Here is a 14,388-nt window from a genome sequence, read left to right on the forward strand (position 1 = left end):
GGGCATTTCGTTTGTCAACGACACCGGGATTGCTCAGGGCCAATTGGATCAATGCTCGGCGATCCGTCGAGCGCATCCCATCTGAACAACCGGCTGAGCCTGCCGCTTGGGTCAATGCAGTGGCTTGAGCGCATACCAATTAACAACAGACCACACGTCAGCGCCAACCACTTGCCAATCAATAGCCCTCCCAGCAAAATATCGGCTCGCAGCATGATTGAGGTCTCAAACCTAACAAAGTGGTATGGCAGTCTGCTGGCTGTGAACGCTGTTTCGTTTCGCGTTGAACGGGGAGAAATTCTCGGCTATCTCGGCCCGAACGGGGCAGGCAAAAGCACAACGGTCAAAATGCTGACGGGCATTTTATCGCCATCAAGCGGCACGATCCTGATTGATGGGCAAGACCTGACAACCAATCCGCTCGCTGTTAAGCAGCGCATGGGGTACGTGCCTGAAGCCGGCGGCTTGTACGAAAGTTTGACCGCTTATGAATTCCTTCAACTCGTTGGTCGGCTCTACCACCTGCCGGAGCCACTGCTGGAGTGGAGAGCGCAGCAGTTATGCCGGCTGTTTGGATTGGAGGCATTCCAGCATGAACGCTTGTCGGGACTTTCGAAGGGCATGAAGCAGAAAGTCTTGCTCAGCGCCGCATTGATTCATAATCCAGACATTCTGTTTCTGGATGAACCACTGAGCGGCCTTGATGCTACGACGATGCTCATCATCAAAGAACTGCTCAGTCAACTGGCAGCCCGCGGCAAGACGATCTTTTATTGTTCGCACGTGCTGGACGTGGTTGAACGCATCTGCCGACGCGTCGTCATTCTTGACCGAGGCCGAATCATTGCCGATGCGCCGGTTGAACAATTGAAAGAAGTCACAGCCCAACAATCGCTGGAAGGTGTCTTTAGTCAACTGACCGAAGCAACTGACGCGAGCCAGGTGGCCCGCGCGTTGACCGAGATTATCGCTGGCGAGGCAGGCCCATGAAAGCGCTGGAGAGTCTCGTCAATCGGTTGATTCGCTGGCTCAGCGGCTGGCTCAGGCATGTCGGCGTTGACGCGGAGCAGTACCATGCTTTGCTGATTGCTTCGCTGAAAATGGACTTTCGCAGCGAGAACCTCATGCCGGACATCGGCAGACAACGCTCGACCGGCTCGGCGCTGGCCTGGACCGTTGGGCTCTACATGCTGTTTAGCGCCCTGCTTGCCTGGTTACTGACCTCGATACATCTTGAACGCGAGTTAGTGACCGGGTTGCTGATTTGCTACAGCATGTTCATGCTGGCCACGGCCATCCTGATCGAGTTTGGCGCAACGATCATCAATCCTAACGATCTGCCGTTCATTCGCTCGCGGCCTGTTTCCTCGCGCACATACTTTGCGGTCAAGTTTTCCAATCTCACTTTCTACGTGCTCCTCTTCGGCGTGGCTTTGAATCTGCTTCCGGCGCTGATCGGAGCGCGCGCTGCCGACGTTTGGTGGTCATTTGCTCTGGCCTATTTTTTGGCAGCGATGCTGTCTTCGTTGTTCACGGCTGGTGTGATCGTCGCGCTCTATGATCTCTTGGCGCGATTGGTGAAACTGGAACGACTCAAGGATTTCGTCACCTACGCGCAGATTGGTTTCTCATTTTCTCTTTTCTTCGGCTATCAAGCTCTGTATCAGTACGTCGAGGCGTGGCGTCGAGAAGGCGGAAGCCCAGTAGATAGCCTGTGGGCTATGTTCGTGCCGCCGTTTTGGTTTGCTGGCTTCATTGAAGTCTCACTTGGGCATATTGATCAGGCAACACTCATGCGAGCGACGGTGGCGCTGATGGCGGTCGCGCTGTGCGCTCTCATGCTGATCAAAAGCGTCGCCGTGGGCTATACGGAGCGCCAGCATCAGGCGACGCGCGACGCTGAACCGTTACCGGCGCCGACCGGCTGGCTGCGGCAGCTCAGCGGCATCATCAGCCGGTGGGTTGATAGGGCTTTGCTTCGAGACGCGGAAGAACGCGCTGTCTACCACTTGATTCTGGCCATGCTGGCCCGCAGCCGAGGTCTCAAGTTGCGATTGTATCCAACGCTCGGCATGTCGCTGGCGTTACTCGTGCTCTACGTCTGGCAATACAAGAAAGTGCCGATACCGCTTGATCACGCGCACCCCTTCTTTGCTTTGTGGTCGTTACTGGCATTCCCGCTTGCGGCCAGTGGTCTGTACAGTGTTTTGCCCTATTCAGATGAGCATCAGGGTCATTGGATTTTCCGCGTGGCTCCATTGCAGCGACCCGGGTGCGTGGTGGCTGCTATCAGCAAAGCGGCGCTGTTGGGACTATTTCTCCCCTTGTGGACGATCAATACGCTGCTGCTCGTGTCTGTATGGCCGATGATGCTGGCAGTCTGGCATAGTCTCTATGGTCTGCTGTTGGGCTATCTGACATTGCAATTATTGTTGTTGGGATTTTCCACTTGGCCATTTTCACAACCATTCGGCAAGGGACAACAAAATGAACTCATCACGATGTCGCTTGTCGTGATGGTGATAATCGGCGCGCTTATTTTTGCGGTGCGATGGCTGGTCGCTGACTGGCTTACTATGTCCTGGCCAATGGCGCTGCTGGTCGTTACCTGCTGGGTGGTGGGCCGACTGAGCAGGCGTTTGTATGCCCGCCGGGTACAGCAGAAGGGTCAGGCCGCCGGGCTACAAGAGGCACTAGGCTGATTCTGAGGCCGCTTTTGGCACAGCGACGCCGGGCACGAAACAACGCCGGCAACGCGCTTCATAAATGCCGCTCGCGCCGACCAACACGCGGTCGGTACTGGCGACAAGTCGTTGTGTGTAGTTCGCCGGATTGCCACACTGCACGCAGATAGCCAGTGTCTTGGTGATGTATTCGGCGATCGCCAGCAGTTGCGGCATGGGTTCAAATGGCTGGCCTAAGTAGTCCTGATCAAGCCCGGCCACAATGACGCGCTTGCCACGATTGGCCAACGTATTGCACACCTCGACCAAATCACTATCGAAAAATTGGCCTTCGTCAATGCCAACCACGTCCGTGTCTTCATGGACGCGCTGCATGATCTCAGCAGCCGAGTGGACAATATCGGCCTCCATGCGCATTTGACTGTGTGAGACGATTTGATGCTGATCGTAGCGCGCGTCAATGGCTGGCTTGAAAATCTGGACTTTTTGCCGAGCAATCTGCGCGCGCCGTAGACGCCGGATCAGCTCTTCGCTCTTGCCGCTGAACATGGCGCCACAGACCACCTCGATCCACCCCTGCTGACTTTTCATTACATTCATGCTGATGTCTCCTCACATCGAAAATTGGCTTGGTTGACGGTTGACATTCTAGCGGGTTGAATTTGAAAATCAACGGCGGCAGGGAGGAATATATGAACCAGAGCGCGCTCATCTACGATTGGAATGCTGTCGGTGGCGATGTCGCCCGATCACTGGACATCGAATTTGATGATGAAACGCTGCGCGATGGCCTGCAATCGCCATCCGTTCGCAATCCGACGATTGAGCAGAAACTAGAGATATTGCACCTGATGGCGCAATTGGGCATTGAAGCGGCGGATGTCGGCTTGCCTGGTGCCGGCCCGCACGTGGTGGCCGACGTAACCCGACTGGTCAAAGAAATTGCGGATGCGCGATTGCCAATCAAACCCAACTGCGCGGCCCGCACGGTGCGCGCTGACATTCTACCCATCATTGAAATTTCTCAAGCAACGGGTCTGGCGCTGGAGGTCGCAGCCTTCATCGGTTCCAGTCCGATTCGTCAGTATGTGGAAGATTGGCCGCTGGACATGATGCTGCGGGCGACAGAAGAAGCTGTCTCGCTAGCCGTCAAAAATGGGCTTTCTGTTTCCTACGTGACCGAAGATACCACGCGGGCCCATCCCGATACGTTGCGCCGATTGTACAAGACGGCGATTGAATGCGGCGCCTATCGCGTGGTGATTGCTGATACGGTTGGGCACGCCACGCCGCGCGGCGCGGCAGCCGTAGTGTCATTCATCAAGCGCATCATCGCCGAAACGGGCGAGCCGGTCAAAGTGGATTGGCATGGTCACAATGATCGCGGGTTGGGCGTGATCAATGCCATTGCCGCTATTGAAGCTGGCGCTCAGCGCGTTCATGCCACTGCCTTAGGCATTGGCGAGCGTTGCGGCAATGTGCCGATGGACCAATTGCTCATCAACCTGCAATTGATGGGGTACATTGATCGTGACTTATCCAAGCTATTGAACTACTGCCAGGCCGTGTCGCGCGCCTGCGGTGTGCCAATTCCCTGTAACTATCCGGCGCTGGGGCGCGACGCGTTTCGCACGGCCACTGGCGTCCATGCCGCCGCTGTGATCAAAGCCTACAAGAAACGTGACGCACATCTGGCCAACATCGTTTATTCGGGCGTGCCGGCTCACTTGTTTGGCCTGGAGCAGATCATCGAAATCGGCCCTGTCAGCGGACGATCTAATGTGATCTACTGGCTGGCCAAACGCGGCATTGAACCGACCGAGGAGCGCGTCGGACGCATCTTCGATCGCGCCAAGCGATCCACGACCGTGTTGACAGAAGAAGAAGTCCTCGAACTTGTATAGCGCAGTAAGGAACCTTGAAGAACGCACCTGATTCGGCCTTGCTCACATCTGCCTCTGCCGATCATCGGCTGATTCAACGCGCTTTCGCAATGATTGACGCGACGGCCGAGCAGGTGACGCAAGAGCAGATCACGATTTGTGAGATTCCGGCGCCGCCGTTTGGCGAGCAGCGGCGCGCTGCCTATTTTGAGCAACGATTTCGCCAACTGGGACTGAGCGCCGTTCATCAGGATGCGGCTGGCAACGTCATCGGGGTGTGGCCAGGCGTTGCCGAGCGCCCCATAGTGGTCGTCTCGGCTCATCTGGATACCGTGTTTGCAGCAGAGGTGGACACGCGCGTCGAACAGCGCAACGGTCGGCTATACGCGCCGGGCATCGGCGACAATGCCTGTGGGCTAGCCGCGCTCCTGGCGCTGATTCACGTGATGCAACAGAGCGAAATGCTCGTCAACGGCAGGGTCGTCTTTCTGGCCACCGTCGGGGAGGAAGGCGAAGGCAATCTGCGTGGCGTGCGTCACTTCTTTAGCCACAGCCTATGGGCTGGGCGCGTTGATGCGTTTGTCTCACTGGACGGTCATGGCGTCGAACGGATTGTCCATCAAGCGCTCGGCTCACGCCGGTATCGGGTGACATTCACCGGGCCGGGCGGACATAGCTGGAGCGATTTTGGACTGGTCAATCCCATCCACGCGCTCTCCAGCGCCGTGCGTGAATTGGTCAAATATCCGCTGCCTCAACAACCGCGCACGAGTCTCAACGTGGGTCGCATCTGCGGCGGCCAATCAGTCAATGCGATTCCGCAATCGGCAACTATGGACGTGGACGCTCGCTCAACCTCGCAAGATGAACTGGAGCGTATCGAGCTGTTTTTACACGCCACCGTTGAAGCGGCGGCGCAGCAAGAAAATCAGCGGTGCGCCGGCACGGGCACGTGCCTGCAAACGATGATTGAGCGGCTCGGTGAACGTCCAACCGGCCAGACACCTGTGGAGTCCCATCTTGTCCAGGCAGCCGTACGAGCAACGCGAGCGATTGGTATTGAACCGACCTTCGAGTGCGCTTCGACCGATAGTAATTTGCCAATCTCATTGGGTATTCCGGCGATCACGCTCGGCGCCGGCGGCAACGGTGGCCAGTCGCATACGCTCGATGAATGGTATGATCCGACTGACCGTGAGCTGGGAATCAAACGCGCGCTGCTCTTGTTGATGGAGCTGGTCGGACGGCAAAGTTGAAACAGCTTGTGACAAACGGGTGGACGGCCATTCCTGCCGATGACGACTTCCGGCGCATGTTTCTATTTTGCTTGTTCGGTGACAAACAGGCGGGCAGTCATTCCTGAAGATGACCGGCGCAGCGACACCCACTGATGAACCAGCGCCACGCAGGCATCATTGACAAGGGGATGGTGAGGAAGAATGCCCGCGTAGCCGAGCAGCTCAATCCTTTCGTCTGTGTGTCTCAGTGCGGGCTGTCAGGAGTTGGTTGGAGGGGTGATAAATGAGTCAGCACCGGTTCAAACTGATCGAAGCGTCCTGAATGGACGCAACCGATTTCAACGGTTGCAGCGATTTCCAATGGCCTTGGCTTGCAGGCCTCACATCTTGCAGGCTGCTGCACAGTGGGAGCGTGCGCTTCCAGCATAAGTTCATTCGCCAACTGCTCTAATGCCTGAGGACATCGAGCGCGACAATAACCTGGCGGCCTCCCAACTCAAAGCTCAACGTGTAGATTCCTTCCGGCACGCCATCTATCACGAATTCACCCCATTCGTTCATTCGCGTGTCGAGCACTATCCGGTCTCCCTGCAAAAGCCGCACGGGCGCCCCACACAGCGGCACGCCTTCCGCCTCCAGCGGCAGCGATTGACCGATAATCGCGACCCCTTGCCGACCCTCGTGATAGTCGAACAAAAGATCAATGTCATACTGGCCGGCGCGATAAAGCATCTGTCGTGACATGGCATCCGTGCCACGAAAACCGAGCAATCGCTCATCAGCCCAACTATCCACCAGCAACAACGCCGGCGCTTGCTCCGTCTGGTTTGCCGATTGGCTACCCAAACGCCACGCAAACAGGCGTTGGACACTGCGCGTGAGCCAGGCCGGGGGAGCTAGCAGCTCTCGTCGCTCAGCAGCAGCCACAACTCGCTGGAGCTGAGCCAATAACTGCCGACACTTTTCACAACAGCCTAAATGCGCATGAATGGGCTGAGCCTCGCTGGCCGGCAACGTCTCTTGAACCAAACTTAACAATTGCTCACAGGCCACACACCCGGTCGCATCAACGTTTGGCTCCGGTCCAATGATCTGTGCGTCCATCGCATTTCCTCCTAACGAACATGAAAAGAACCCAATGCCAACGCAGGCTCTTTCAATGTGCGCTTCTATTATCTCATGAACGGTGCCAGAAAAACGATTCGTAGAATTACTGATCAGCTTGCGGAATTATACCTAAGCTTATCGGGATGCCCTATCGGGCGGAGAGGTTAAACTTTTTCATCCGACGCCATAATGTGACGCGACTGATACCCAGCTCGCGAGCAGCCTGATCCAGGTTGCCGCGATGACGGTTGATCGCGTCCTGGATGAGTGCCCGCTCTCTGGCCGCTAAGACTTCAAGTCGTGGGATGGAAGCACTGTTGGTTTGGTGCTCCGCCGGCGCTTGCCCAAGCGCCAGTTTCTGCCAGGCCAGCTCGCGCACACGCAACGGCAATGCGCTGACGGTGATGAGGGGATCTGTACATACGGCCACCGCCTGCTCAATGATGTGCTTCAACTCGCGGACGTTCCCCGGATAGTCATAGGCTAACAAAACCCGCAACGCCTCCGGCTCAATTCCGCGAATCGGTTTACCGTCGCGCCGGCTGTACCGCTGCAAAAAGAATTCGGCCAGCAGTGGAATGTCGCTGCGCCGGGCTCGCAGCGGCGGCACATGAATCGAGACAACATTGAGCCGGTAGTAAAGGTCTTCACGAAAGTGACGCTGAGCAATAGCCCGCAGCAGGTCGTGGTTGGTCGCCGCAATGATGCGCACGTCGGCTGTGATCGTTTGATTCTCTCCCAACCGGCGAATTGTGTGATCTTCGAGCACGCGCAGTAGCTTGGCCTGCACGCCGAGCGGCATCGCGCCAATTTCATCCAGGAAGAATGTGCCGCCATGCGCTTCCTGAATCAATCCGATGCGATCTGCCGTGGCTCCGGTGAATGCACCCTTGACGTGACCGAACAACTCGCTTTCCAGCAATTGTTCGGGGAAGGCAGCGCAGTTGATAGAAACGAACGGTTTGTCGGCGCGGCGGCTCAATTGATGTATCAGCCGCGCGATGAGGTCTTTTCCAACGCCGGTTTCACCCGTGACCAACACGGTGCTCTCAGTGGGCGCCACCTGCTTGACTTTGCTTAATACATCGGCTAGCTCCTGCGAGACCCCAATAACCGACTCCAACCCGATTCGCTGGTGAACGGCGCCGGCGCAATGCTCATCGAGCTGATTCACGGAGCGCTTTTGCAAAATGGAGTGCACCCGCTTGAGTAGCTCGTCGCGACCAAACGGCTTGCATAGGTAATCACAAGCGCCGAGCTTCATGGCTTCGACGGCTGAATCAATAGAAGCAAAGCCTGTGATAATCATGACGGGCAAGCGAGGCTGCATCACGCGCACACGTTGCAGCAGGCTGAGACCCGACATGACGGGCATTTTCCAGTCAGCAATGACCAAATCGTATTCAGCGAGCTGGATGAGTTGTAGCGCTTGTTGTCCATTGGACGCTGCCGTGACCTGAAACCCTTCTGTTTCCAGCACACGAGTCAGCATCTGCCCAATCTGCGGTTCATCATCAACGACCAGAATGCGCGGCATACATACTTCGTCCTGCGGCCAGAGGCGCTCAACTCGGTGCTGGCTCCATTATAAACCGAAGTGGGAAAAACTCAAAGGCAAGCCTCAATCTTGGATCAATCGGCTTGGCGCTCAGCAGCAGCAATGGACTGGCAGACGCGCTCACCCATCTGCTGTGTTCCGACCAGTAGGCCATCGCCGCGATACAAGTCAGCCGTCCGGTAACCGCGCTCCAGCACCGCCGTTATCGCTTGTTCGATGGCTCGCGCTTCCTGCTCCAGATGGAACGTGTACCGAAGCATCATCGCCGCCGAAGCAATCGTGGCCAGCGGATTGGCCTTGTCTTGTCCGGCAATATCCGGGGCTGAGCCATGCACAGGCTCATACAACCCAACACCATCACCAAGACTGGCCGAAGGTAGCAAACCGATCGAACCCGTCAGCATCGCCGCCTCATCGCTCAGAATATCGCCAAACAGATTCTCCGTCAAAATGACATCGAAATGACGCGGGCGTGTGATCAGTTGCATCGCGCAATTGTCCACGTACATGTGCTCCAGCTCAACGTCGGGATACGCCTGCGCTACCTCGCTAACCACCTGACGCCATAGCCTTGAACACTCAAGCGCATTGGCTTTGTCTACTGAAGTCACTTTGCCACGCCGCCGTCGAGCTGCATGAAAAGCGATGTGCGCGATGCGTTCGATTTCCAGTCGAGTGTAGCGCATGGTGTTGAAGGCTTCGTGGTGATTGATCCCGCGCGGCTCGCCGTAGTAGAGACCGCCGGTCAGTTCACGCACAATCAGCACATCGGTGCCGTGAACAATCTCCGGTTTGAGCGAAGAAGCATCCAGCAGCGCCGGATGCAGCATGGCTGGCCGCAGATTGGCAAACGTGCCAAGCTCGCGCCGGAGCATCAACAAGGCTCGCTCCGGCTTCAACAAGGGCGGATTGTTGTCATACTGAGGAGCCCCGACAGCGCCCAGCAACACAGCCTGCGCTTGCCGGCAAGCTTGCAACGTAGCCTCCGTCAGTGGCGTGCCATTTTGTTCTAATGAGGCGCCGCCGACCGCATGCTCCTGCAGACACAACGTATGACCAAACTTAGCAGCTACAACCTTCAACACATTGACGGCCTGTGCCACAACTTCTGGGCCAATCCCGTCACCGGGCAACACGACAATGTTCAATTCCATAGCTGTTTCTCATGGCGCAAACCAGTCGGCCTGGTGATTGTACGACTTGATCAGTTTCAAAAATGCAGCCGCTGCCTGCGACAGCACGCGGTCACGCAAATAGATGACCCGCAGCGTCCGGCGAATGTGTAACCCCTGGACAGGCACGGTGACCAGTTGCTTGTTGCGAATCTCTTCCTCCACACACAAGCGCGGCACAATCGCCAGCCCCATCCCCATCGCCACAAACCGCTTGATGGTTTCAATCGTGGCCAGCTCGATACTGATATTGAGCGGCACGCGGTGATCGCGGAAAAATTGCACCACTTTGTCGCGCGCCGGCGATTTGACGTTGTGCGCCAAGAAACTTTCATCGCCTAATTCCCGAACACTCACTTTGCGCTTCTTGGCCAATCGGTGCTGCGGATGCATGATCAACACCAGCTCGTCTTCTAAGATCGGAAAGGTGGCAAGCTGACTATCCTGCGGATCATACGCTTGCAAAGCAAAATCAAGCCGGTGCTCTTTCACTAAGCGGGGCAACTGTTCGGAGAACGTGCGAAACACCTCAAGCTTCACGCCCGGATATTGCTGTCGGTAGGCCAGAATGATCCGAGGCAGCAGATACAAGCTGGTACTTTCATTGGCCCCAATGATGACTTTGCCGTGATGAAGCTGTTGGAGCTCCTTGATGGCATTGATTGCTTCGGCGCGCAGATTGACGATTTTCTGCGCATACTCGAACAAGACTTCGCCTGCGTCCGTCAAGGCGACGGCTTTGCGCGAGCGATCCAATAGCGCGACCCCTATTTCCTCTTCGAGTTTTTTGATGGCGATACTGATGGCCGGCTGCGTGCGCGCCATCTGCTCAGCCGCCCGCGAAAAACTCTGTTCTTGGGCAATGGTGATGAGCGCCTCAAGTTGAGAGAATTCCATAGCGGCGGTGCATTCTATCATTAGCAATGTTAATTGTCACCGAAAAAGAATAAATTTTACAAACTGTCAGCCTGTTTGATAGAGTATCGGCCAGTGGTGGTAGCCGCGACGAAGGCGGTGTGGGTATCCAAGGCGAGATGAAGAAAGGATCAGGTTATGGAACATCGAATCACGATCTTCGATACAACGCTGCGCGACGGCGAGCAATCGCCAGGCGCCAGCATGAACGTAGAAGAGAAACTGAAAATGGCGCGGCAGCTTCAGGCGCTCGGCGTGGACGTGATTGAAGCTGGCTTTCCGATTTCCTCCGACGAGGATTTTGAAGCCGTTCGCGCCATTGCCCGGCAGATTCGCGGCCCGATCATTGCCGGTCTGGCGCGGGCGACGCGCATAGATATTGAACGCGCGTGGGAGGCGCTGGCCGATGCCGCTCGACCGCGCATTCACACGTTCATTGCCACCTCTGACATTCACCTAGAATACAAGCTCAAGAAAACCCGCGAGCAAGTCCTCGAAGAAGCCCGGCAAGCGGTGCGGCTGGCCAAAAGCTTCACCGAGGATGTGGAATTTTCAGCCGAGGACGCCACGCGGACAGACCTTGATTATCTCTGTCAGGTCGTTCAAGCGGTGATCGAAGAAGGCGCCACCACCGTGAACATTCCCGACACGGTTGGCTATACGATTCCCACTGAGTTCACCCACATCATCACCACGCTGCGCCAGCGTGTGCCGAACATTGACCGGTGTACATTGAGCGTGCACTGTCACAATGACCTAGGATTGGCCGTGGCCAACTCAATTGCTGCGATTCAAGCGGGCGCCCGACAAGTCGAGTGCACCATCAATGGCATTGGCGAACGAGCGGGTAATGCGTCGTTAGAAGAGATCGTGATGGCTTTGCGCGTGCGGCATGATTTATTGCCGTTCACGACCGGCATCCATACTGAGCAGATTTACAAGACGAGCCAACTCCTGAGCAACATCACCGGCATCATGGTTCAGCCCAACAAAGCGATCGTCGGCAAAAATGCGTTTGCGCATGAAGCAGGGATTCATCAACATGGCGTGTTGAGCAATAAGCTGACCTACGAGATTATGACGCCGGAGTCGGTCGGCGTTCGTCAAAGCACACTCGTGCTGGGCAAACATTCGGGCCGGCACGCGCTGAAGCAGCGGTTTGAGGAGATGGGCTATCAGCTTTCGCGGGCTGAACTGGATAAAGCCTACAAGCTGTTCACCAAGCTCGCTGACCGCAAGAAAGAAGTGTTTGAAGAAGATTTGATAGCTATTCTGCAAGATGGTCTGCGTGATATTCCTGAAACATACGCTTTGCGGCTTGTGCAAGCGCTGGCCGGAAATCATAAACCTTCGACGGCGACCGTGGTGTTGGAGCGCGATGGGCAAGTCTTCGTTCAATCGGCCACCGGCGATGGGCCTGTGGCCGCTGCGTATGAAGCGATTGACCAAATCACAGGGCTGCGCGGGCAGGTAGTGGATTATACGATTCGCTCTGTCTCGCGTGGTCGGGATGCTGTCGGTGAAGTGTTTGTCCATGTTGACTTCGATGGTCGCATGTTCACGGGCAAGGCGGCCAGCACAGACATTGTTGACGCCAGCGCGCGCGCCTACTTGCATTCGGTCAATAAATTGATGTATGCTAACCGCCGTCGAACAGCAGTTGACACGGACAAGTCGGTTGAGACGATAGCACAGGCAGAGTTGGCAGATGAAACGTGCTCATCACGTCGAGTGACGAGTGATGAGCGATGGTGAGTATTTGGGGTGTCGCGGAGTTTTATGGACGCGAGAATGAGACAAGGCGTCAATGGCCGGATTTACCGGATTTGCGTGGGCTGGTTGCTTGATAATCACAAGAACCAGCAGCCGCCCAGCTCATGAACCCTCCTCCTGCACTCAGCCCTGGAGGGAAGAGCCACCCCCGGCTCTTCTCCTCCAGAACCACACGATGGGGGCGGATAAAGTCCTCCGCCCCCGATTTTGTTTTTTGAGCACTGGCCAAGCCGCGATGCTCGGTTCCTCGCCCCAACCCGCCCGCCTCCGAAGACCGTTCCGATACCGCAAACTCGTGTGTTGAGCTGCCGCCTTGACAGCGGATGATGTTGTATCCATTCTTGCGCACTCCGAGACCGCAAACTCGCGTGTCGAGCTGCGGCCGCATGGTGTCCGATTTTTCCCCAGAAAATCCACGCTGACGCGAAGCAGGAGTCGGGCAACCGCTCATGTACTCCTGGCACGCCACCAACGATCAAAAAGAGAAATTCTTTCGCATCGGTAGCGCGCTTGATAGGTTAATCTCTCCGGTGAGAATATCCACGAATCCCTGAGTTTCTTGACGCCCTCTTACTCGACGGGTATCTTACCATGCTCAACGACGATCTTTCAGGCGTTTGCCCATGAGTTTTCGCGCGCGACGCACTATCAAATGGTGATTTTCGCCTCGTTGGCGCGCTTCGTGGGCACTTTGGAAGGAGGCGCGTTTATGGGAGAGTTCATCAAAGTCGCCAAGACGAGCGAGATTGCGCCGGGCACAGCCCGGATGGTTCAGGTTCAAGGTCTTGAGCTGGCTGTCTTCAATGTGGACGGCTGCTACTATGCCATCGGCAATCACTGCACTCACGTTGGTGGGCCGTTGGCCGAAGGACACATCACCGGTGACGAGGTGACGTGTCCGTGGCACGGCGCTCGATTCAAAATTTCGACCGGCGAGGCACTCGGCGGGCCGGCGCGCGGTGGTGCGACCTCGTATCAGGTCCGCGTGGTCGGCGATGACATCGAAATTGAAGTGTGATGAGCGTACCCTCCTGTACAGCGGGTTTCGCTTGCGGGTTCGTCTCTGACGGTCATGCTGCCCACGACCGACCTGCCTTTGCTCCCGAACGTCCATCTGAAAACCGCTGTCATGGGCGGACGAAAGCTGTCACTGAACGCCGCATCAACAGCACACGGTAGCAATGCAACAACAACACCTTTACCGGAACGATCAGCCAATCACGCACCTTGAGCCTCAACAGCACACGGTAGCAATGCAACAACAACACCGCCGCCGATCCATCCGACGTTATATCACGCTGATTCCAAACTTCATCAGGTTGATCGGCCGATTGATGCGTGATCCACGTGTCTCGAAGGCTGATCGCGCTATTCTTTTGGCGACCATCCTCTACACGCTGACGCCACTAGACCTGCTGGCTGATTTCATTCCTTTTTGGGGCTTAGTTGACGACACCTTTCTGATCGGAGTGGCTTTGACGCGCTTGCTGTTGCGGGCTGGCGAGGAACCATTGCGAGACAATTGGTCTGGAGAGGGCGACATCGTCGGATTGATCAACGCCATGCGTCGCGTGGCAGAAGTTTTGCTGCCGCGGCGCATTCGTCAGCAATTGTTGGGAAAAGTTCAGGACTGACAGCCAGCGGCATTTTACTAGCGCCAAAAGCGATTACGGATTGAAACAACGCAGCGTGACAAGTAGCCACAATCAAACTGCACATGGCGTTTTCAAAGGAATCGCTCCTATACAACAGCACGCCAGGAAGCATGAAAATACAATTCTTTCGTGAGTTTCGTGTGTTTCGTGGGCTATTTTCAAGGAAGGTTATGCCGCTCAACCGGACGACTGCGAGTAAAGCGATTGCTCGACTAACTCGCACACGATATGTCCGATGGTGATATGCACTTCTTGAATGCGCGAGGTCGAATCGCTCGGCACGATGATGGCCAGGTCAACCAAATCCTTGACTACGCCGCCATCTTTGCCCAGCAAGCCAATGGTGTGTAATCCACGTTGCCGTGCTGCCTGAACACCCCGAACCACATTGGGCGAGCGACCG

General features: G+C 56.2%; 14 protein-coding genes. 7 read left to right on the forward strand and 7 right to left on the reverse strand.

All coding sequences use genetic code 11. The features are described 5' to 3' along the window. Positions 1-14: 14 nt before the first annotated feature. On the reverse strand, positions 15-215 hold the full coding sequence (locus NZ823_10455) for a hypothetical protein (GenBank protein ID MCS6805546.1): 201 nt from the start codon (positions 213-215) through the stop codon (positions 15-17). Here NZ823_10455 and NZ823_10460 point away from each other — a divergent pair. Both NZ823_10460 and NZ823_10465 read left to right on the forward strand, forming a co-directional pair. Further along, positions 214-990: an ABC transporter ATP-binding protein gene (locus NZ823_10460; protein ID MCS6805547.1), complete on the forward strand. Its 777-nt coding sequence runs from the start codon at positions 214-216 to the stop codon at positions 988-990. The genes NZ823_10455 and NZ823_10460 overlap by 2 nt on opposite strands. Next, positions 987-2,702 carry a hypothetical protein gene (locus NZ823_10465; GenBank protein MCS6805548.1) on the forward strand — a complete coding sequence of 572 codons (1,716 nt, stop codon included), beginning with the start codon at positions 987-989 and terminating at the stop codon, positions 2,700-2,702. The genes NZ823_10460 and NZ823_10465 overlap by 4 nt, the downstream gene beginning before the upstream one ends. Here the strand turns inward: NZ823_10465 and NZ823_10470 are convergent. After that, complete coding sequence (locus tag NZ823_10470) at positions 2,694-3,284, reverse strand: thymidine kinase (protein MCS6805549.1); 591 nt, start codon at positions 3,282-3,284, stop codon at positions 2,694-2,696. The two genes, NZ823_10465 and NZ823_10470, sit on opposite strands and share 9 nt — an antisense overlap. Before the next feature lie 92 nt (positions 3,285-3,376). Here NZ823_10470 and NZ823_10475 point away from each other — a divergent pair, with 92 nt between their 5' ends. Beyond that, complete coding sequence (locus NZ823_10475; protein ID MCS6805550.1) at positions 3,377-4,588, forward strand: LeuA family protein; 1,212 nt, start codon at positions 3,377-3,379, stop codon at positions 4,586-4,588. Between the two features lie 14 nt (positions 4,589-4,602). Then, the gene (locus NZ823_10480) at positions 4,603-5,823 is read left to right on the forward strand and encodes a M20/M25/M40 family metallo-hydrolase (protein MCS6805551.1); all 1,221 of its coding nucleotides are present in this window, start codon (positions 4,603-4,605) and stop codon (positions 5,821-5,823) included. A 429-nt stretch (positions 5,824-6,252) separates the two neighbouring features. On the opposite strand, the gene NZ823_10485 is transcribed toward NZ823_10480, so the two are convergent. The 4 genes from NZ823_10485 to NZ823_10500 form a co-directional block, all read right to left on the reverse strand. After that, a complete protein-coding gene (locus tag NZ823_10485; GenBank protein ID MCS6805552.1) occupies positions 6,253-6,909 on the reverse strand; it encodes a hypothetical protein in 657 nt (218 codons plus the stop codon). Between the two features lie 151 nt (positions 6,910-7,060). Further along, positions 7,061-8,449: a sigma-54 dependent transcriptional regulator gene (locus NZ823_10490; protein MCS6805553.1), complete on the reverse strand. Its 1,389-nt coding sequence runs from the start codon at positions 8,447-8,449 to the stop codon at positions 7,061-7,063. Positions 8,450-8,544: 95 nt separating this feature from the next. Continuing rightward, positions 8,545-9,624, reverse strand: a complete 1,080-nt coding sequence (gene leuB / locus NZ823_10495; protein ID MCS6805554.1) for a 3-isopropylmalate dehydrogenase — start codon at positions 9,622-9,624, stop codon at positions 8,545-8,547. A gap of 9 nt (positions 9,625-9,633) precedes the next feature. After that, positions 9,634-10,539, reverse strand: coding sequence for a LysR family transcriptional regulator (locus NZ823_10500; protein MCS6805555.1), 906 nt, complete (start codon positions 10,537-10,539; stop codon positions 9,634-9,636). 156 nt (positions 10,540-10,695) lie between these two features. Here NZ823_10500 and NZ823_10505 point away from each other — a divergent pair, with 156 nt between their 5' ends. The 3 genes from NZ823_10505 to NZ823_10515 all read left to right on the forward strand — a co-directional run bounded on the left by NZ823_10505 (position 10,696) and on the right by NZ823_10515 (position 13,964). Continuing rightward, on the forward strand, positions 10,696-12,312 hold the full coding sequence (locus NZ823_10505) for a 2-isopropylmalate synthase (protein MCS6805556.1): 1,617 nt from the start codon (positions 10,696-10,698) through the stop codon (positions 12,310-12,312). Positions 12,313-13,039: 727 nt separating this feature from the next. Then, positions 13,040-13,348, forward strand: coding sequence for a non-heme iron oxygenase ferredoxin subunit (locus NZ823_10510; protein MCS6805557.1), 309 nt, complete (start codon positions 13,040-13,042; stop codon positions 13,346-13,348). 235 nt (positions 13,349-13,583) lie between these two features. After that, positions 13,584-13,964, forward strand: coding sequence for a DUF1232 domain-containing protein (locus tag NZ823_10515; GenBank protein MCS6805558.1), 381 nt, complete (start codon positions 13,584-13,586; stop codon positions 13,962-13,964). 198 nt (positions 13,965-14,162) lie between these two features. Here NZ823_10515 and NZ823_10520 read toward each other — a convergent pair. Continuing rightward, positions 14,163-14,388: phosphoheptose isomerase (locus NZ823_10520; protein ID MCS6805559.1), on the reverse strand; the 226-nt coding region annotated here is incomplete at its 5' end.

The sequence above is a fragment of the Blastocatellia bacterium genome (genome assembly GCA_025054955.1).
In the GTDB taxonomy this organism is placed as follows: domain Bacteria; phylum Acidobacteriota; class Blastocatellia; order HR10; family J050; genus JANWZE01.

Coding starts and splice junctions, on each gene's coding strand:
- NZ823_10490 (MCS6805553.1), bottom strand. CDS start 8,449: ATGCCGCGCATTCTGGTCGTTGATGATGAACCGCAGATTGGGCAGATG.
- NZ823_10485 (MCS6805552.1), bottom strand. CDS start 6,909: ATGGACGCACAGATCATTGGACCGGAGCCAAACGTTGATGCGACCGGG.
- NZ823_10505 (MCS6805556.1), top strand. CDS start 10,696: ATGGAACATCGAATCACGATCTTCGATACAACGCTGCGCGACGGCGAG.
- NZ823_10465 (MCS6805548.1), top strand. CDS start 987: ATGAAAGCGCTGGAGAGTCTCGTCAATCGGTTGATTCGCTGGCTCAGC.
- NZ823_10475 (MCS6805550.1), top strand. CDS start 3,377: ATGAACCAGAGCGCGCTCATCTACGATTGGAATGCTGTCGGTGGCGAT.
- NZ823_10510 (MCS6805557.1), top strand. CDS start 13,040: ATGGGAGAGTTCATCAAAGTCGCCAAGACGAGCGAGATTGCGCCGGGC.
- NZ823_10460 (MCS6805547.1), top strand. CDS start 214: ATGATTGAGGTCTCAAACCTAACAAAGTGGTATGGCAGTCTGCTGGCT.
- NZ823_10455 (MCS6805546.1), bottom strand. CDS start 215: ATGCTGCGAGCCGATATTTTGCTGGGAGGGCTATTGATTGGCAAGTGG.
- NZ823_10470 (MCS6805549.1), bottom strand. CDS start 3,284: ATGAATGTAATGAAAAGTCAGCAGGGGTGGATCGAGGTGGTCTGTGGC.
- NZ823_10500 (MCS6805555.1), bottom strand. CDS start 10,539: ATGGAATTCTCTCAACTTGAGGCGCTCATCACCATTGCCCAAGAACAG.
- NZ823_10515 (MCS6805558.1), top strand. CDS start 13,584: ATGCAACAACAACACCGCCGCCGATCCATCCGACGTTATATCACGCTG.
- leuB (MCS6805554.1), bottom strand. CDS start 9,624: ATGGAATTGAACATTGTCGTGTTGCCCGGTGACGGGATTGGCCCAGAA.